Here is a 19,355-nt window from a genome sequence, read left to right as displayed (position 1 = left end):
GTGGCGGGTTCTTTTTTGCTTCGCGCATGTAGGAAGGACATCATGGAAAGCCGCAAGCCGTATCTCGCCACCCTGCCCGGACTCATCCTGGGCTGCCTCGTCTGCTGTGCACTCTGGGGATCGGCCTTTCCCTGTATCAAGATCGGTTACGCACTCTTTGGTATCCCAGCGCACGATAGCGCCTCGCAGCTGCTCTTTGCGGGCTTGCGCTTCACACTTGCCGGCGCCCTGGTTATCGTTGGGATGAGTGCGGCCCAACGCCGCCCCCTCATTCCGCAGGCTCGCGACATCAAGCCCATCTTTGTCTTGTCGCTCTTCCAGACTATCGGGCAGTACTTCTTTTTCTATCTGGGCCTCTCGCGCGCCAGCGCCATGTCGAGCTCCATCATCGAGGCCAGCGCCAACTTCCTCGCAATCCTCTTTGCCGCCCTGGCGTTTCGCACCGAGAAGCTCAATACGGCCAAGGTGCTTGGCTGTGCACTGGGCTTTGCCGGCGTCGCGCTCGTCAACCTTTCGGGCGCGGATGGCACCTTTGGCTTCAGGCTCGATGGCGAGGGCTTTATCCTAGCCTCCACCGTCGCGGGTGCCCTTTCGACCTGCCTGATCGGTATCTTCTCGCGTGAGCACGACGGCGTCTTGCTTGCCGGGTGGCAGTTCTTGGTCGGCGGCCTTGTCCTCACCGCCATCGGCTTTTTGATGGGTGGCGCGCTCTCCCCCACGGCGATTGCCCCCGCCATCGCGCTCATCATCTACATGGCGCTTATCTCCGCGGTCGCCTACTCGCTGTGGTCGCGCCTGCTTGCCGTCAACCCCGTCAGCCGCGTCTCGGTCTTTGGGTTTATGAACCCCGTCTTTGGTGTGCTGCTGAGTGCGCTGCTGCTCGGCGAAGGCGCGGGCACGAGCCCCGTTACCGTCATCGTTGCCCTGTTGTTGGTCTGCGGCGGCATCATCATCGTCAACAAACCCAAAAAAGCCTAGCGAGCTCACCTTTTTAGGGAGGGCATTCGCATACTTTAGCTTAATGGAGCACACTGGTTCTCGTTGATTTCGTACCGAGTCGCGGCGGCAGACGCCCGTCTTGCCGCACCGCGCCTGGGCATTATGGCCGGTGGCCCCCCCACAAACGCAAACGCGACGCACGACCAAACACGGTCGTATGCCCCTTTTCTAGCGTATTTGTACGCCGGCTTTCTTTTTCTCGGCCTTGACGCGATAGAGCTCCGCATCGGCAGCGCGAAGTAAGTCTTGCCAGGTATCAACACTATCGCCGACCCGCGCGCAACCGATGGACATCCGCAATGCATACGGCGCCTCGGCATGCGCGAGCTCGTCGTTGATTGTCGCGCACAGATGCATGATATCCTGTTCCGCCGCTGCCTTTTGGAGCACCACGAACTCATCGCCACCATAACGCGCGATAAAGCCACCAGACGCCGAGCAGACATCCTTGAGCGCCGTCGCAACAACCTGAAGAGCATGGTCGCCCTCCACATGTCCATAGCGATCGTTAATCTGCTTAAAGCCGTCAGCGTCCATCATAAGCAGATATACATCTTCGGCCTGATCCACATTTGAAAAGAGCGACAGCATATAGGTCTCAAAACGGTTGCGGTTATTGAGTCCAGTCAACGGGTCAGTCGAGATCAGTTGCTCCTGGCAGATGATATAGAGCAGCAACATGCTAATCATTATGCCGACACAAAGGCCAGGCACCGAGTATACGATCTGAAAGGTACCGCCCACCAGGGCCGGAATGGCGAAAAATGCCAAGGTTCGATAGATAGCCTTCGTCTGCAGGCTCTCGACCCTGCGAGATTGCACAAACGCATGCAGGGACGTATGTATAACGTAACAGTAGCTGACAATGGGCTGGATCATATAGGCAAAGCCGCGACGATACACGCCCTGCGAATCGATATAGAACAGGGCGTGCGTCCAGTAACTGGTAAAAGCCAGCACGACCACCAGAGCCGTAGGCAACGTTACAAGCACCACCCTATAGCGCGAGGTCACAAGGTGAGAGCCCTGCATCGTCTCGGAATAGATAAACCAAATGAGACACGCGATGGCAAAGAGCGAAAACGAAACCGCGTTGGAAATCCAGTTGGCTGCAATGCCCAACGTGCCGTCCACACCATCCGAAAGCGTCCAAATCATATCGAATAATACGTACGCGGCAGAAGTGTAGCCAAGCATGCTAAACAATAGTTGCAGGGTGCTCGAGAACAAGGAGCGACGACTTCTCGCGGCAAGCCCGATAAGAACAATCATGCATAGCAGGAATATCTCAATCTTGAGTGCCTTGACCACTAGACGCCATCCCTTCAATATCCGAATGGTCAGAATCGCCCAATTCGAATCTGGGCAACAAACACCCCCTACTCCGCAGGGGTAAGGGGAATAATAGCAGAGCGCCCGGACGGCCACTGCAAGCAGTGACCATCCGGGCGCTCTAGCGGCGCGAATTGCACGCCAGCATCATTGATGGGCGCCAATTGCTACTCGTCATCGATGTCGGTCGCGACGGCCTCCTCGATGGCCTTGACACCGGCAGGCGACAGGTCTTCCTTGCCCTGGCAGAACTTCTTATCGACCCAGCCGGTCAGAATCGGGGCCATGATTGCCGTGATGATAACGGCGGTGGCGATCTGGGCGTACGCTGTGGGCGCAAGCTCGACGTAGCGCGGCGCGACCTCGGCGAGGGCAACCGGCGTGGTCATAGCCGTGCCGGCGATGGTGGAACAAGCCACGGCAGCCTTGCCGTTACCACCGCACAGGCGCTCGAACGCAAAGGTGATGGGACCGACGACAAACAGCGTGACAAGGCCCAGCAAGATGCCGGAAATACCGCCGGTGATAAAGCTCGACAGGCTCATAGACGCACCGAGCTGAAATCCGATGACGGCAATCGCGGGATTGGCACCGGGAACCAGCAGGTTCTTGATAAACGGGAACAGGTTGCCCAGAACCATGCCGATAACGAGCGGCAAGATGGAGCCGATAATGGTGCCAATGGGAATGTTGGCGAGACCCGAGACACCGAGGATGATCATGGTGACGGCGGGGCCGGCCGTAAAGAACAGGATACCGACGGCGCCCCGCTCGGACTCATCGCCGAACTCGCCCATGATGCCCGTGTAGAGCGCCATGTTGCAAAACGTAATGCCGCTGATGATAGACACGGAGCTCAGACCCAGGAAGTTATCGTTAAAGAAATATGCCACGCCCAGGCCGAGAGCCGCTGCGACGACCAGCTTGGGAATCAGCACGACGATGCCGGTCTTGATGGCGCCCGGCGTGGACTTAAAGCTGATGCCGGCGCCCACAAACAGCAGAATCGCGGCGACGATGGTATTGGAGCCACCGCGGCAGGCAGCCGTAAAGAAGCCGCCGATCTCAAAAACCTGTGGGCAGAACGTGTTGAGCAAAAGACCGACGATCATCGGGTAAATCATGATGTCGCCCGGGATGCGCGGGACCCTGAATTTCTTTTGCTCGTTGGCGGTTGCTTCCTGTCCCATGAAACCCCCATTTCCGCTGACGGGGTACAAAAGCCCACGTCACGCTTTGCTACAGTAAAGTTTGACCATGGTACCAGAAGAAATAGACCAGCTCGGTGAAAAATTCGACAAGTTGGGATGGAACGAGATTCGGCGCCCGCGACGCCACCCCTATATAAGGCTCAAGACGATATAGAGTACGATGCCCGAGACGCAGCACCACAGCATCGATTTTGTCTTGACCGCCACGACCACGACGCCGGCGGCCGCAATCCAGGGAACCAAGGCAGGCCAGAGTCCCGCGCCGAACGCGCCGGGGCTCACCAAGTCGTTGGCGACCAGCGCGGCAAAGGCAGCGGGCGGGATATAGCCCAGGGCCTCGGTAATGCGGGGCGACAAGGTCCGCCCGCGCAAGGCGAACGCCGGCGCGATGCGAAAGAACGCGATAGCAGCCCACGACGACAGCCATAGAACCAAGAACTCGTTAACGGGCATCGCGGGCACCTCTTCTGTCAAATACAGCACCGCACGCCAGCGCAATGGTAATGCCGACCACGACGCTTGCCGGCACGGCAATATTCACGAGGCCCAAGAACTTGCATACGGCGACGGACACCGCGCCCGAAACCGCCGCGACAACGTTGCCGCGCGACAGCCGCTGCGAAAAGAGCAGGCAGATAAAGAGCGAGGTGCAGACAAAGGCTGCAATGGCGGTGGGAACATCGACAACGGCGCCGACGATGGCGCCCATCGTACACGAAACGCCCCATGTTGCGATGAGGATCACGTTGAGCACGAAGGACTCGAGCGGGCCCCAATCCTCCCCCTCAATCAGCTTGGCAAGCGAGATGCCATATGCCTCCTCGGTAAGTGTCGCGGCAACAGCCAGCGTCTGACGCTTCGAGGCATTCTTCAGATGCGGCGCGATCGATGCCGAGTAAAGCGCAAAACGCGAGGAGATGGCAGCAACGCTCGCGATAATCGAAGGTGCCGGTACGCCCGCCAGCCAAAGATTGCAAATCATAAACTGCCCGCTGCCCGTCACAAACGTGCTGCTCAGAGCAAAGACCATCCAGGGCTCCATTCCCGTCTGCCCCATGATCATTCCGCACGGCGCGCCTATTGCAACATAGGTAAGCATCACCGGCCAGACGGTTCTAACGATTTTGAGCACCATACGCTTCTCATCCTGACAAGGTCTCCGAGCCGCATGTAGCGATACGGCAGAATCATCATCCGACAGCAACCGAGTTCACCTACAATTGCCACCGGATCGAAAGACACAAATTTTTAGGAAGTCATTATGACAGCTATCGATCGAGACCGGGCGCGCGCGGCCTTCAAAAGCTACACCGATGCCTACGACGCCACCAACCCACGCATCGCGCTCAAAATCGAGCATACGTACCACGTGGCCGAGGCATGCGATGCCGTAGCGCGCGAGCAGGGCTGGTCGTCAGAAGATATTGACCTGGCATGGCTTTGCGGCCTGCTACACGATATGGGCCGCTTTGAGCAGCTGCGACGCTGGGACACCTTTAAGGACGCCGAGAGCATGAGCCATGCGGCGCTGGGCATCGAGGTCCTCTTTGGCGAGAATCCCGCCGATGCACCCGCCGTAACGAGCATCCGCGACTTTATCGATGACCCGGCAGAAGATGAGCTCATCCGAGCGAGCATTGCCTATCACAGCGATTTCCGTCTACCCGCGCAGCTCGACGTGCGCACGCGAAGCTTCTGCGATATCGTGCGCGATGGTGACAAGATCGACATTATGCGCACCATCGCCGACAGCACCGTCGACACCATCCTCAAGGTGGACGAGAAGACGTTTCTCGGCAGCCGTTTCTCGTCGCCGACACTTGCCGCCTTTGACGAGCACCGCTGCGTCGCACGCGATGAACGCAACGAGCCCGCAGACTACCTGGTGGGACTCATCTGCTTTATGTTTGAGCTCGTCTATCCAGCAAGCCGCGCGCTGGCGCGCGAACAGGGCGATATCCACCGCCTGCTCGACGCGCCCTTTGGCATTACGCGGCCCTTTACCGACCCCGCCACGCAGGCAACCTGGAGCCGCCTAAAGGACGAGATGCGCGACTGGCTGGCGCGCGCCTAGCGCTCAAGCTGGGCCAGCAGCTCCTCGACGACCTCGACGGCGTCCCCAACAACCTTGTACTGGGCAGCACCAAAAATGGGGGCATCCGGGTCCTCGTTGATGGCGATAATGCACTCCGCCCCACCGATGCCGGCAAGATGCTGGATGGCGCCCGAAACACCGATACTCACGAGAAGCTTGGGCGAAACCGATACGCCGGTCTGGCCAATCTGATGGCGATACTCCAACCAGCCGGCCTCCACGACAGGTCGCGTGCAACCAAGCTCGGCTCCCAGAGCCTCGGCGAGCCTTCGCATCAGCGGCAAATTTTTCTTGGAACCAATGCCGCGACCCACCACGACCAGGCGCTCGGCATCGGCGATCGAAGCCTGCTGTCCCCACTCCTCGGCGGGAATCGAGATCTCGACACGAGCCTTAGCATCATCCGCAAGTGATATCTGGGTGATCGTGCCGGAGCGGCCGTAGTCGAAGTCGTGAGCCTTAAAGATGCCGGGACGAACCGTTGCCATCTGCGGACGGTGGTTGGGGCAAATGATGGTGGCCATCAAGTTGCCGCCAAACGCCGGGCGCGTCTGCTGCAGTAGGCCCGACTCCGCATCCATCGAAAGCACGGTGCAGTCGGCCGTAAGACCCGTCTGCAAACGCACGGCAACGCCGGGTGCCAGTTCGCGACCAAAAGCGGTCGCACCGTATAGGATGGCCTCGGGTTTGCGTTCGGCTACCAAATCGCAGATCAAGCGGGCGTAGACCTCCGCATCGTTTTGGCGCAGGCGCTCGTCGCGACAGGCCAGGACTTCGTCGGCGCCCGCGCAAACCAGATGCTCCAGGTCCCCAAGCGAGCCCTCGGGGCTTATGCCGACCAGTGCCACCAGACGGCAGCCGCGAGCATCGGCAAGCTCGCGCCCCTTGCCCATGAGCTCGTAGGCCACGGGAGCCACGGCATCGTGCTCGTCAGTCTGCACGAAGACCCAAATGTCTCGATATGCATCAAGGTCCACCGTACCAGCGGCCTCGTCACGCTCGATCGAGATAGCGTTGACGGGGCAGGCGTCGACGCACCCACCGCATAGGATGCAGCCGTCGGTTACGCGGGCGCATCGGCTGGGTCGCTCGCCTTCCACTACGATGCCGCCCGAGGCACAGGCGCGAACGCAGCGACCGCAGCCGATACAGGCTTCGCTATCGATAATCAGTCCGCTCATCTATGCCATCCCCTCGATAATCTTGGCAAGCTTTGCCGCCTGCTCGGACGCCGTCCCCTCAACGGTCTCGCACGTTTGGTCACGGTCGGGCACAAACGAGCGCACGACCTGTGTCGGCGACCCGGCAAGGCCGCAACGCGCGGGGTCGGCGTTCACGTCGGCGGCACTGACCACGCGCACGTCCGCCTCCTCCGCCGCACGAATACCGGCAATACTTGGCATACGCAACTGGCCAATCTCCTTGGCAGTCGTCATCGCGCACGGCATCTCAAGATACACCGTCTCCTCGCCGGCATCGCATCCGTGAACGAGCGAAAGCGCACCACACGTCGTAAAGCCCGCGCTTTGCACGCAGCGCACGTCGGTCACGCAGGGAATCTCAAAGGCACCGGCAAGCTCGGGACCGATCTGGGCCGTATCGCCATCCACCGCCATCTTGCCGCAGATGAGCAGGTCGAAGTCCTCGTCGAGCGCTTCGATGCCGCACTTGAGGGCGTAGGTGGTTGCCAGGGTATCGGCACCTGCAAAGGCGCGATCGGTCAGCAGCAGCGCGTCGTCGGCACCGCGGGCGATGCAGTCGCGCAGCAGTGACTCGGTCGCGGGGATGCCCATCGACACCACCGTCACGCGCACATCCATGCCAAAGCCGATAAAGTCGTCCTTCAGCGCCAGCGCGCATTCCAAAGCGCTCGCGTCAAAGGGATTAATGACCGCCTGCTTGCCATCGCGCACGATGGTATTGGTCTTGGGGTCCATCTTGACCTCGGTGCTGCCCGGCACGGCCTTGACGCACACCACCATATGGAAATCGCTCATCTTCACGCGCCCCCTTTCTGGACGAGCTCATCCAAGAGCTTCTCCGAAAACAGGTTACCGCGACCCAGCTGCCCGTCAGGATCGAGCTGGAGCTTGAGCCGCGCCGACTCGACCATGGCCTCGTGACCGTACATCGTCTCCAAGAAGCCCGCCTTGATCTTGCCGACGCCGTGTTCTGCGGAGACGGCGCCGCCCATGACCGTGACCTCGGAAGCCCACTGGGCAAAGAGTTCTCCGCCGCGGCGATAATCCTGCGCATCGCGCGGCAGAATGTTCACATGCAGATGGTTGTTACCGATGTGCCCCCAGGCGGCAGATTCAAGCCCACTTTCGGCCAACGTGCGGCGATAAAGGGCGATGACATCGCCCAAGCGTGCGTTGGGCACCGACATGTCCGAGCCCAATTTGGTGATGGTGGGATCCGTGCGGCGGCGCTCGTCGATGAGCATGTTGACGCTCTCGGGGACCGCATGGCGGAAGAATCGCTGACACTCGCGATCGACCTCGGTGCGCGCGACCCATGTCGCATCGTCACTGCCGCCCGCAAGCTCCAGTACCCACCCCAAGTGATACAGCTCCTCAGTCGCCTGAACTTCGTCGTCGCAGTCGAGCTCCACGTAGACACAGACCTTGGCCTCTTTGTCGAGCGCAGGCAGCGAGGCGAACGCGGTCGACTGTTCACGCTGACGACGCAGGATATCCAGGGCGCCCGCATCGAAATATTCGATGGCAGCCGCATGGGACAGGACGGGACGCACAGAATCGGTGAAGGACACGGCCTTGTCTTCGCTGTCAAAGAAGCAGCTCACGCCCCAAACGACCGCAGGCGCCGCCTGCAGGACAATCTCGAGCTCGGTGATGACGCCGATTGTGCCACACGCACCGATAAACAGATCGATGGCATCCATATCGTCAGCAACGAAATAGCCCGAAGCATTTTTGGTCTTGGGCATGGTGTAGTCGGGAAGGTCGAGCTCGAGCGCGCGGCCCTCTGCCGTCACGAGCGACAGATGGCGACCCTGGGTAAAAGCCTCGCCGCGCTGAAGCTCAAGCAAATCGCCATCAGCCAGCGCGACGTGGAGTCCCGTGATATGTGGGCGCATGGGGCCGTAGGCGTAGCTGCGGGCACCGGAGGCGTTACATGCCGCCATGCCGCCCAGACAGGCAGATGCCTCGGTGGGATCGGTGGGAAAAAACTGCTCGGGGGCCTCTTGGAACTCCTCGTAGGCCTCGAGCGATGCCTGGTCCCAACCAGCGGTCGGCAGCACCTTCTTGCCCAGCTGCTTGCGCAGTTCCGAAAGCACAACGCCCGGCTCCACGCGCAGCAGAAATTGGCCTTGTTCATCGCGGCGAAGGCCCAAGTAGCGATTCATACGGGAAGTATTGAGGATATGCCCGCCGTGGGGCACGGCACCGGCGGCAAGGCCGGTTCGGGCGCCCTGAACCGTTACCGGAACACGCTCGGCATGGAGCTTTTTCAAAATGGCGCGGACCTCGTCCTCCGTTGTCGGAAACGAGATGCTCGAGGCCTCGCCCGATGCGCGAGATTCATCGCGGCCATACTCTTCGAACTCGTCGGTGAAGGGTTTGATGGTTGCAGACACGCGAACTCCCCCTTTAGCTAACTACAGTATTTGCAGGGAGATGTTACCTCATCGTTTCGTCGACGTGTTCGAAACCGTCTCCATAATTGGCGATTTTTACGTTCGTGCAATTCGGCGAGCGGCTGGATTTCCTCGGCAGACGATGCTTTTGACACATATAGCCCCGCCGTCGCCGACCGCGCGATTGTCGCTTAAAAAAAGTTGGAGTATTTTTTGCCGCCATTTACCTGCGGAGACGCCAATCCGTCAAGCATTTGGTCAGCAATTGGTCAAGTAGTGGCTGATACCGTCGGCATCGACAGCCAAAACCGACAGAAGTTTTGGCCCCAGAAGCAGGGAGGTTCCCATGGCATATTACTGGCCCCAGTACGGCATCGCCATCGAAGTCGACGACGATCCCCATCTCCTGCCTTTCGACGAAGAGGCATTCCCCGATACGACGGTCTACCACGTTACCACCGATGTGATCTGCGACCCCGAGTCGTTCTCGGCGCTCGCCCACCGCATCGCGCATATCCACAACATCGAGCTCCCTCCCGACTTCGACGAGCTTGTCTACTCACGCCGCCTGATGCTTCACATGCTCTTTGGAGCGAACCCGTCCACCTTTGCGCGCATCTATACCGCCAAGGATGCCGCATGAGCGCGAAGAAGCCACCCCACTTTGCAGGCCTGGGTCGTCGCAAGAAGCTCATCGTTGCCTGCTTGGCCATCGTCTGTGCCCTTGTCGCCGTAGGACTATACGCTTGGCAGTCGCAGCCCGTACCCGAGGCGGGCGCTTCGGTCACGACGGCCGAGGGCAAAACGCGTCAGGAAATCCAAGATGAGCTCGACGCCATCGTCCGCGACAACATGATGACGATTTCGGTCGCGCCGGTCGCTCAGCTGCAGGAGGACGGCAAGCTGCGCGTCAACGTGCAAAACGTCCAAGACAATAAATTTCCCCAGCGATTCCGCGTCATCCAAAACGACGAGACCATGTACGAATCCGGTGTGGTCGAGACCGGCAAGACAATCGAGACGTGCCCCGCCGGCGACATCAAAGAAGGCGAGGCGTACATCGAGATCCAGGCACTCGATGCAAAGACCCTCGACAGCCACGGCAATCCGACACGTGTCAAGGTACGGGTTGAGCAAGCCGAGAACTAGCTTTCCGGCCGACGCGGCACCGCACGCAATTCACCAGCATTCGTCCAATCATCGCGGGGACGGCCCGCGGCGAATAGAAAGGAACGACCATGGACATCACCAGGAACATGAACGGAGCCAGAGCGCTCGTCGTGGGCGCAGGGCTCGCGCTCGCGCTCGCAATGGGCGCCGCCCCGACGCCAGCTATGGCAGCCGGGCGCGTTGGAACCACGAAAGTAATGGTCAGGACCGAGATCGACAACGTTGAGTTCAAAGTTCCGACGGTTATTCCCTTCGTCGCCAAGGCCGACGGCACGCTTCAGGGCCCCTCAGAAGACGCGACCACCATCGACAATCATTCGGCCTACGGCATCCATGTCACCAACATGAAGATCGACGCCATGAACACCTGGACCATTGCCGCCGACGCCAAGGCCGGAACCGCGCAGAACTCCATCGACTTTAAGGTCGGCCCCGACGGCGCACTCCAGAACGCCAGCGCCGCAATGCAGGAGACGGGCCTCGATCTTTCCAAGAACGCAGCCTTCGACATGGGCTACCAGGGCATTGCCGGCGGCACGGACAAAATTAAGCTCAAGACAAGCGGAAACGTCGCCCGCGTCACGCGCGACATCTTCCGCGTAACCGGCGAAGGCGATCAGGTTGCAACGATCACCTGGACGGTCGAGCCCGGTGCGCACACGGCATAAGGCTGTCGCCCTGGCCGCCGCCGTCAGCATCCTAGCGTTTGGGCCAGCCATGGCCTTTGCCCAGCAAGAACAGGCGCAGGCCGCCACGCAAGTGACGGTCGACCTCTCGGAGCTCGACCGCGGCGACCGCGAGGAACCGTTGGCGCAGACGGGCGACAGACGATGGCTCTTGGCAGCAGGCGCCACAGCAGCAGGCGCGGGCACCGCCGGCCTCGGTCTGCACATCAAACGCAGCCAGAAACAAAACACGGACAGGCCACACTAAATTAGCTAAGGAGACCCCATGGCATCGAAGAACCTTTTGCCCGTCGTCGCACTCTGCGGCGCGCTCGCAACCGGAACGCCTGTCGCCGCTTGGGCGACTCCCGTCATGGCAGACTCCTTACCAGCAGCCCTAAGTTCCGCACCAAATCCGCCGAGCGCCATTGCGTGCAAGCGTTTTTCAATCGCACAGGCCGCAATCTCAACCTCGGGATGCCTTCGTCGTAATACGGACGGCTCGATAGTCGTGGATATCAATCGTTCGAACAAGACGAACGGCTCCCAGGCGGGATGCGCCATCTGCACGTGGCGCTCGGTTGTGCTCGATGCAGATGGCGATCCATGCAATTTAGAGCTGCGCATCGACATCGCTTCGGTCGATGACTCGGCGAACGGAGCGAAGGTCGCCTTCGACGGTACGTTTTTCGAGAAAGGAGGCGGTATATGTCTGGGCTGCGCCGCCGCGAATGCAGACGATGCGCAGCCCACCCTCTCATTCACGGCATCGTTGCGGCTGACCAAAGCCGGTACCGATGCCATCGCGGCGGGAGAAGCGTCCCTGCTGTTCTACGCCGTCAGCACCAAAGACACAGACGCTCATTTCGAGAAGCCAGCCGGATCACTCAGCCTTACACGAGGGATAGAGGCAGGCCCTATTGAAATCGATGCCCACGCGCAAAGCAGGCAATGCATTCTTGCCGACCCGGCGCTTCTCGAAATGGAGTGGAACGGATCCGGAGCCATCGGAATTCTCCCCTCCGCGCTTGACGCCAAGACGCTCCCCCCAAACGACGAACCCATCAACGCAACCATACAAGAGGAGAGCGCGGTCAAAGAAGCAGGTGCGGGCGACACGCCGTCGCCGACAATCGGCATCCCAGCTTCTTTCGAAGCACCGAATGAGCCCGCTGCCGATCCAAACGATCCCGAGCTCGCGGACAGTCTGGGGCTTGCTGATCCTCAAGAGATCGATGAAGGTAACTGCTGCGTGCTTGCCGCGCTCGACCACACGGAGGTCATCGACGCTGCGAACATCGAAGTTGCCGCCGCCAATCAGCCCGTCCGCAAGTCGGCTATCATCGCATTTCCTGAATCCATCGAAGTCGTCTTTTTGCCATCGGGCGAGGTCGTGGCCCCAACACTACTCACCTTGTTGGGCGCCAAGAATACTCGAAACGAAATTAAAAAGGTCACAGTTGTCGACCCTGCAACCACCGCCAAGCTGCGTCTATACGCCGTTGCTCCAGACGGAGGCAAGACCTTGGAATTCGATGGCGACACACTCCTAGCCTGGCGACGTCTGGACATTATGCAAGACGTCTCGTACCAGATCGAGCTCGAAGGGTTTGATCGTGCCCGCGATGCCAATATCATTGCCGCGGCTATTGAATCCCCACAGCGGCTTATGACACTGCGCTTTGAATACTATCCCTATGTCCCGACAACCACCTGAGGCTTAAATGCTGCGCGTCGTTGCTAATGCCACTTATATAACGTATTAGATGAGTCGCGATGTACCTCGCATTCCACTCTGCTACGATTGCCACGTTGGCATCAATACAGGAGGGCTCATGCCGGGCTTGGGAACAATCATCAACGTTGTGCTTTTAGTTGCGGGCGGTCTTTTAGGATTAGCGGGCGGCCGCTTCATTACACCGCGCATCCAAGACACGCTCATGAAAGCATCGGGGCTGTGCGTCCTGTTTATCGGCCTTGGCGGCACCATGCAAAAGATGCTCCTTATCGATGGGAAGGCGCTGGCGACCACCGGTACCACCATGCTCATCGTCTCATTTGCGCTCGGTTCGCTCATCGGCGAGGCCGTCAACTTGGAAGCCGCCATCGAGAACCTTGGCGAATGGCTCAAGCGCAAAACCGGCAGCGAGGGCGATAACGAGTTCACCAACGCTTTTGTCTCGACATCGTTGACCGTCTGTATCGGTGCCATGGCTATCGTGGGATCAATCCAAGACGGCCTGCTCGGCGACTGGTCCACGCTCGCCCTCAAGGGAGCGCTGGACTGCATCATCGTCTGCACCATGACGGCCTCACTCGGCCGCGGCTGCATCTTCTCCGCCCTTCCCGTTGCCGTATTCCAGGGAACGATTACGCTGTTTGCCGGCGCGCTCTCCCCCATCATGACCGCCGCCGCCCTCGACAGCCTATCGCTCGTGGGCTCTATGCTCATCTTCTGCGTCGGAGTCAACCTCATCCGTCCTCAGACCTTCCGCACGGCCAATATGCTCCCCTCCGTTGTCATAGCCGTCATCTATGCCCTCCTGTTCTAAATCTATCTACGTAACGGTATCTCGAACACCTGTTTGATGCTGTGCTATGATATGAGGTCACCGAAGCTGCGTTAGGAGAGGAGAGACGGTGGCCGACCAGGACATCAAGATGCTCATCGAGCGCATTATGGCCGAGGCCCGGACCCATCAGTCTGCTCGCTTCTCAAACGAAGTCTATGCTGACGAGCCAATTCTCAAAACCGGTCGTCAGATGCAGAACTTCCTTCCCGACCAATACCGCAAGATGCGCGAGATATCGCGCTGGCAGGATGACCCCAAAGGCGGCGCGGGTCGCTGGCTTTCGGAAGCCGAGCTTTTTTACCGCCAGGGCCTGCTGATGGCCGACTTTGAGGACGACTGCCCCTACAACGGTACGTTCAAGTCGTACTTTCCCACCTATAACGCCATGAGCGATCGGCAGTTGCGTGGCTATTTTACCTGGCGTGCACAAGTGCGCCGCGGAACCGTCGAGGAAACGTCTACGTCCTTTGCCTTCCTGTATCTCTATGAGCTGATCTGTGGCATTGGCGTAGATGACCCACTCGATGGTTTTAACAAAATCAAGGCCTTTTGGGATGCCTACCGCGCCTTCGAGCCCGGCATCGACCGGTTTGCACGCGTGTGGCTGCAGGACTACGCCGTGTTCCACGGACTCGACCCCAAGCTGCTTCGCGACTCTAAAACCGTCATGTTCGACAACGCCCTCATCGAGCTGCGCCGCGCGGCTCGAGACCTTGCACCTACACCGACGCCGTCGGCCCAAGTCCCCAAGCGTCGCAAAACCTCCGAGCCCACGCTCCCCCTTCCGCCCGACGAGGCAGGCGAGGAGCGACTCATGACCGCTATAAACGCCCTCTCCACGTACAACCTGAATAACTCACGGCTCGACCGTTCCCACCATCGCGACCTGCGCCACGTGGCATGCGCCGTGTATGTCCGTATGGCGCGCTACTATGACACGCACCGAAAGACCGGCATCGTGGCGAGTTTATTTGGGGAGGAGACGGCCATGCCCTACACCATGTTTGCCTCGGCCGTATTCTTTGCGCCCGAGCGCCACGAGGACTGCGAATACCGCCTGGATCCTATCCATATCTACCGTTGCCAAAACGGCTTTTGGGAATGCATGCGTATCCATGGCAGTAGGCAAAAGAGCAGCAAGCTCGGTGAAATGATGCGCGCCTGCGACCAACGCCTGCGCCTGGCGCTGGACCCCGCCCATCCCCTTAAGGAAGAAAAGGTCCCCAAATATCTGGCCAAGATTATCGATGACGAGATCATGGCATGGCTTTCGTGGGACGCCGCACACCAGCCCGTCAAGATCGATATCGATCTGAGTCAGCTGGGGCACATTCGAAGCGCCGCCGCGCAAACGCGTGAAGCGCTTTTGATCGATGAAGAGCGCGAGGACAGCGCGCCTGTGGAAGTCGAGGCAGCGGACTCAGGGCAACCGGAAGCCGAGCCCGTAGTCGACGCGATTGTCGAGGCGGTCGCGGCACCCATTCGGCAGGACAAGACCGACGAGCCAACCATATCCACCGAACAGTTTGGTGTCGTGGCACCGCTTCTCGCGCCGACGCCCGCGTTCGCAGCTGTTGCGCCCGCTGACGCCACGAACGAACTCACGCCTGCCGCAGACGCCTATCTCCGCGCGCTGCTCGAGCACAACGCAGTACAGGCGGAATCGGCGGTAGTGCAATCGGGGCAGAGCGAGGACATGCTCGTCGACAGCATCAACGAGGCGCTCTTTGACCTGGTGGGCGACACCGTAATTGAATTTAGCGCGGCAGGGCCGCAGATTATCGAGGACTACGAAGCAGACGTGAGAGGATACCTAGACCATGAGTGATACCGCATCCGCAGCGCCCCGTGTACCCAAACGCGTCGCCGCCGTTATCCTTAACTCGCTCAAGGGCGGCGTGGTCCCGCGCATCGGCCTTCCCTATATCACCGTGGGTCGCGAGGTCGAGATTCGCGCCCTGCTCACCGATTTGAGTCTCATCGCCGATGGCGGCGCGAGCTTCCGCTTCTTAGTCGGTCGCTACGGCGCCGGCAAGAGCTTCTTGCTTCAGACCATCCGAACGCATGCCATGGGCGAGGGATTCGTCGTCGCTGATGCCGACCTGTCGCCCGAGCGCCGTCTGCAGGGCGGTCAGGGACAGGGCCTCGCCACCTACCGCGAGCTCATCCGCAATATATCGACCAAGACGCGTCCCGAGGGCGGTGCGCTCAACCTTATTTTGGATCGCTGGGTCGCCTCGTGTGCCGACGCCGACGAGCCTGCCGTTAATGCCCAACTCGCTCCACTAGAGGAGATGGTCCACGGCTTCGACTTCACCCGCATGCTCCGCCGCTATCGCATGGCCGTATCCGAGGGCGATGAAGAGGCTATGAGCCGCGTGACCAAATGGATCCGCGGCGAATACCGCACCAAGAGCGAGGCTCGCGCCGAACTGGGGTCCTCAACCATCATCAGCGATGACGACTGGTACGACTACGTCAAACTCATCGCGCGTTTTTTGGTTTGCAGCGGCTACAAGGGCATGCTGGTGCTCATCGACGAGCTCGTGAATCTGTATAAGATTCCCAACGCTATCACGCGCCAGTACAACTACGAGAAAATCCTGACCATGTACAACGACACACTCCAGGGCAAGGCACAGTACCTGGGCATGATCATGGGCGGCACGCCAACCTCCATCGAAGACCGCCGCCGCGGCGTGTTCTCCTACGAAGCTCTGCGCAGCCGACTCGCTCAGGGTCGCTTTGCGCGAGATGATCTCAAAGACATGCTCGCGCCCATCATCCGCCTGCAGCCGCTCACCTACGAGGAGCTGCTGGTGCTCATCGAAAAGCTCATGCAGATCCATGCCGGCTACTTTGGCTGGACGCCCACGCTTACCGAGAACGACTTGGTGAACTTTCTCAAGATTGAGTTTGGCCGCGTGGGAGCCGATACGCACCTGACGCCCCGTGAGGTCATTCGTGACTTTATCGAGCTGCTCGATATCCTGTGTCAGAACCCCGATGCAAATGTGGCCGAGTTGCTGCAAAGCGTCGGCGGCGACGCGCTGGCGCCGGCAGCCGCAACAGGCGACGCCGGCACCGCAGGCGGCGACCGCAACTTCGCCGAATTCACCATCTAACCTGCCAAAAAGGGACAGGTTTATTTTGGCAGGTTTTATCTGGGCAAACGTCGAGGCAGTAATGCAGCAAGCCACTGCCCACCGCGTTGAGAGATTCGTTTTTGAAAGGAGGCCCCGTGAACGCCTTTGACCGCTACGCCCCGTTTATCCAAGACTTCATCTACTCCCACGATTGGGAGAGTCTACGCTCCATCCAGGTTGCAGCAGCTGATGCCATCTTTAACACTCAGGACAATGTGCTCCTGACGGCATCCACGGCTTCCGGCAAAACCGAGGCAGCCTTCTTTCCCATCCTGACCGAGTTTTGGGAGAACCCGCCCGCGAGCGTTGGCGCCCTCTACATCGGCCCCCTCAAGGCACTCATCAATGATCAGTTCGTCCGCCTCAACGACCTGTGCGAAGAGGCCGATATCCCCGTCTGGCACTGGCATGGCGATGTTTCGCAGTCGCACAAGGCTAAGCTCATCAAAAAACCGAGCGGTATCTTGCAGATTACGCCCGAGTCGCTCGAGGCGCTCCTGATCCATAAGCACATGGCAATCCCTCGTATGTTCTGCGACCTGCGCTATGTGGTTATCGACGAGGTTCATTCGCTCATGCGCGGCGACCGCGGCGGTCAGACGCTCTGCCTTATCGAGCGCCTCTCGCGCATGGCGGGCGTGCAGCCCCGCCGCATCGGCCTTTCTGCCACCATCGGCGACCCCGAGCGCACGGGCGCCTTTCTCTCACAGGGAACAGGACGCGATTGCATCATCCCCCGCTTTGAGGAACCGCGCCGCGTGTGGCGCATCTCCATGGAGCACTTCTACAACTCGGGTCCCCAGGCACAGCAGCGGGGATTCGAGAGCACGGGTCCACAAGAAGCCGAGATGCTTGCTTGCGAGCGTATTGAGCCGGCGGCGCCCGCGGCGCTGCCGGCTGGCGCCCAAGACGTGCGCCACAGTGGACAGCTTACACAGGAGGAACGCCGTCAACGTCGTGAGCGGGCACGGGGCAAGGCCGCTCCCAAAGACCGTCGCACTTCCTCGGCCCCCGAGGGCGAAGTCGACATCCCACGAGCGACCGAGCAGGCGCTTCTCAACCCCACCGACACGGCGCCCGACAACGCCGACCCCGGTATGGGCTATATCTTTGAGCATACGCGCGGCCGCAAGTGCCTGATCTTTGCCAACTCGCGTGAGGAGGCAGAGGCCGTGTGTTCCATGCTGCGCAGCTACTGCGAAAGTCGACACGAGCCCGACCGCTTTCTAATCCATCACGGCAACCTTTCGGCATCGCTGCGCGAGACGGCCGAGGAGCTCATGCGCGACGAGGAGCAGGCGCAGACAACCGTCACCACCTCTACGCTGGAGCTCGGTATCGATATCGGCCGTCTGGAACGTGCGTTTCAGATCGATGCGCCGTTTACCGTCAGCTCCTTTTTGCAGCGTATGGGCCGCACGGGACGCCGCGATCTTCCACCCGAGATGTGGTTCGTCATGCGCGAGGAAGAGCCCGAGCCGCGCACGATGATGCCCGAGACCATTCCGTGGAAGCTCCTGCAGGGCATCGCGCTCGTACAGCTCTATCGCGAGGAAAAGTGGGTCGAGCCGCCTGAGCTCGATCGACTCCCCTACAGTCTGCTCTATCACCAGACCATGTCGACCCTCGCCAGCACCGGAGAGCTCACGCCGGCCGAACTTGCCCAGCGCGTGCTCACACTGAGCTATTTCCATCGTATCTCGGCCGATGACTATCGCGTGCTGCTGCGTCACCTCATTAAGATCGACCACATCCAGGTCACCAAAGGCGGCGGGCTCATCGTGGGTCTCGCGGGCGAGCGCATCATCAACAACTTTAAGTTCTACGCCGTGTTCCAGGAAAACGAGGAGTTCACCGTTCGTAGCGAGTCGGCCGAATTGGGCACGATCGTCAACCCGCCACCGCCCGGTGAGCGCATCGCCATCGCCGGACACTGCTGGATTGTCGAGGAAGTGGACTGGAAGCGCCACACCGTCTTCGCCACGCAGGTCAAGGGTCGTGTGCCAGCCTACTTTGGCGACTGCCCCGGTGACATCAATACACACGTACTCGAGCGCATGCGCAAGACGCTCAACGAGCACGCGACATATCCGTACCTCATGGGTAACGCACGGGCTCGCTTGGCACAAGCTCGTCATACCGCCGAGATTTCGGGCGCGGGAACTAAGCCGCTCATCAACCTGGGTGGCGACACCTGGGTGCTCTTCCCCTGGTTAGGCAGCTACGCCTTCCTAGCACTCGAGCGCATGCTTAAAATCAAATGCGCCGCTGAGTTGGGCCTTCGCGGACTCGACCCGTCACGCCCGTACTTTATGCAGTTTAAGATGAAGGCCGACGAGGAGACGTTCTTTGAAGTGCTCGCCGCCGAAGCCGAGAAAGACTTCGACCCCATCGACCTCGTCTATCCCGGCGAGGTGCCTTACTTTGATCGGTACGACGAATTCGTTCCAGAAGAGCTCGTGCGCAAAGGCTTTGCCGAAGGCGTGCTCGACATCGAAGGCATGAAGCAGCGCGTTCTCGGCTGGCGCGACCACGCCTAAGACCAGTCTTTTTGGGACGGGGA

Annotated in this window: 18 protein-coding genes; 11 read left to right on the top strand and 7 right to left on the bottom strand. The window is 60.0% G+C overall.

Going from position 1 to position 19,355, the window contains the following annotated elements:
• Window positions 1–42: 42 nt before the first annotated feature.
• Window positions 43–978: a DMT family transporter gene (locus tag AAAX36_RS05955; RefSeq protein ID WP_226790398.1), complete on the top strand. Its 936-nt coding sequence runs from the start codon at window positions 43–45 to the stop codon at window positions 976–978.
• A 189-nt stretch (window positions 979–1,167) separates the two neighbouring features.
• Here AAAX36_RS05955 and AAAX36_RS05950 read toward each other — a convergent pair whose 3' ends face one another.
• The 4 genes from AAAX36_RS05950 to AAAX36_RS05935 all read right to left on the bottom strand — a co-directional run bounded on the left by AAAX36_RS05950 (window position 1,168) and on the right by AAAX36_RS05935 (window position 4,677).
• A complete protein-coding gene (locus AAAX36_RS05950; protein WP_349074583.1) occupies window positions 1,168–2,310 on the bottom strand; it encodes a diguanylate cyclase in 1,143 nt (380 codons plus the stop codon).
• A gap of 188 nt (window positions 2,311–2,498) precedes the next feature.
• Complete coding sequence (locus tag AAAX36_RS05945; protein ID WP_349074580.1) at window positions 2,499–3,521, bottom strand: 2-keto-3-deoxygluconate permease; 1,023 nt, start codon at window positions 3,519–3,521, stop codon at window positions 2,499–2,501.
• A gap of 150 nt (window positions 3,522–3,671) precedes the next feature.
• Window positions 3,672–3,995 (bottom strand): AzlD domain-containing protein, encoded by a 324-nt coding sequence (locus AAAX36_RS05940; protein WP_349074578.1) that lies wholly within the window; start codon window positions 3,993–3,995, stop codon window positions 3,672–3,674.
• A complete protein-coding gene (locus AAAX36_RS05935; protein ID WP_349074576.1) occupies window positions 3,985–4,677 on the bottom strand; it encodes an AzlC family ABC transporter permease in 693 nt (230 codons plus the stop codon). The genes AAAX36_RS05940 and AAAX36_RS05935 overlap by 11 nt, the downstream gene beginning before the upstream one ends.
• 126 nt (window positions 4,678–4,803) lie before the next feature.
• Here AAAX36_RS05935 and AAAX36_RS05930 point away from each other — a divergent pair, with 126 nt between their 5' ends.
• Window positions 4,804–5,616, top strand: a complete 813-nt coding sequence (locus AAAX36_RS05930; RefSeq protein ID WP_349074575.1) for an HD domain-containing protein — start codon at window positions 4,804–4,806, stop codon at window positions 5,614–5,616.
• Here AAAX36_RS05930 and AAAX36_RS05925 read toward each other — a convergent pair.
• From AAAX36_RS05925 to AAAX36_RS05915, 3 genes are read right to left on the bottom strand one after another with little or no spacing between them, the layout of a single operon-like run.
• Entirely contained in the window at window positions 5,613–6,818 is a 1,206-nt protein-coding gene (locus AAAX36_RS05925) for an electron transfer flavoprotein subunit alpha (protein WP_349074573.1), read from the bottom strand. The two genes, AAAX36_RS05930 and AAAX36_RS05925, sit on opposite strands and share 4 nt — an antisense overlap.
• The gene (locus AAAX36_RS05920; RefSeq protein WP_349074572.1) at window positions 6,819–7,634 is read right to left on the bottom strand and encodes an electron transfer flavoprotein subunit beta/FixA family protein; all 816 of its coding nucleotides are present in this window, start codon (window positions 7,632–7,634) and stop codon (window positions 6,819–6,821) included.
• Window positions 7,635–7,636: 2 nt separating this feature from the next.
• Window positions 7,637–9,238, bottom strand: a complete 1,602-nt coding sequence (locus AAAX36_RS05915) for an FAD-binding oxidoreductase (protein WP_347478247.1) — start codon at window positions 9,236–9,238, stop codon at window positions 7,637–7,639.
• A 346-nt stretch (window positions 9,239–9,584) separates the two neighbouring features.
• Between AAAX36_RS05915 and AAAX36_RS05910 the strand changes: the two genes are divergently transcribed.
• The 9 genes from AAAX36_RS05910 (at window position 9,585) to AAAX36_RS05870 (ending at window position 19,332) form a co-directional block, all read left to right on the top strand.
• Window positions 9,585–9,881 carry a hypothetical protein gene (locus AAAX36_RS05910; protein ID WP_347478246.1) on the top strand — a complete coding sequence of 99 codons (297 nt, stop codon included), beginning with the start codon at window positions 9,585–9,587 and terminating at the stop codon, window positions 9,879–9,881.
• The gene (locus AAAX36_RS05905; RefSeq protein WP_117746254.1) at window positions 9,878–10,387 is read left to right on the top strand and encodes a hypothetical protein; all 510 of its coding nucleotides are present in this window, start codon (window positions 9,878–9,880) and stop codon (window positions 10,385–10,387) included. Before AAAX36_RS05910 ends, AAAX36_RS05905 begins: the two co-directional genes overlap by 4 nt.
• Window positions 10,388–10,476: 89 nt before the next feature.
• The gene (locus AAAX36_RS05900; protein WP_117763713.1) at window positions 10,477–11,076 is read left to right on the top strand and encodes a hypothetical protein; all 600 of its coding nucleotides are present in this window, start codon (window positions 10,477–10,479) and stop codon (window positions 11,074–11,076) included.
• Complete coding sequence (locus tag AAAX36_RS05895) at window positions 11,060–11,341, top strand: hypothetical protein (RefSeq protein WP_035137055.1); 282 nt, start codon at window positions 11,060–11,062, stop codon at window positions 11,339–11,341. The genes AAAX36_RS05900 and AAAX36_RS05895 overlap by 17 nt, the downstream gene beginning before the upstream one ends.
• Before the next feature lie 18 nt (window positions 11,342–11,359).
• On the top strand, window positions 11,360–12,790 hold the full coding sequence (locus tag AAAX36_RS05890) for a hypothetical protein (RefSeq protein WP_349074568.1): 1,431 nt from the start codon (window positions 11,360–11,362) through the stop codon (window positions 12,788–12,790).
• 118 nt (window positions 12,791–12,908) lie between these two features.
• Complete coding sequence (locus tag AAAX36_RS05885; protein WP_349074566.1) at window positions 12,909–13,625, top strand: DUF554 domain-containing protein; 717 nt, start codon at window positions 12,909–12,911, stop codon at window positions 13,623–13,625.
• A gap of 88 nt (window positions 13,626–13,713) precedes the next feature.
• Entirely contained in the window at window positions 13,714–15,474 is a 1,761-nt protein-coding gene (locus AAAX36_RS05880; RefSeq protein ID WP_349074564.1) for a TerB N-terminal domain-containing protein, read from the top strand.
• Window positions 15,467–16,771, top strand: a complete 1,305-nt coding sequence (locus tag AAAX36_RS05875; RefSeq protein ID WP_349074561.1) for an ATP-binding protein — start codon at window positions 15,467–15,469, stop codon at window positions 16,769–16,771. Before AAAX36_RS05880 ends, AAAX36_RS05875 begins: the two co-directional genes overlap by 8 nt.
• 116 nt (window positions 16,772–16,887) lie before the next feature.
• Window positions 16,888–19,332, top strand: coding sequence for a DEAD/DEAH box helicase (locus AAAX36_RS05870; RefSeq protein WP_349074559.1), 2,445 nt, complete (start codon window positions 16,888–16,890; stop codon window positions 19,330–19,332).
• The last annotated feature ends 23 nt before the right edge of the window (window positions 19,333–19,355 follow it).

The organism is Collinsella sp. CLA-ER-H10, from assembly GCF_040092475.1.
Lineage (GTDB): Bacteria > Actinomycetota > Coriobacteriia > Coriobacteriales > Coriobacteriaceae > Collinsella.
The sequence above is the reverse complement of the archived record's forward strand: the minus strand, read 5'-3'. Positions and strand labels throughout refer to the sequence as shown.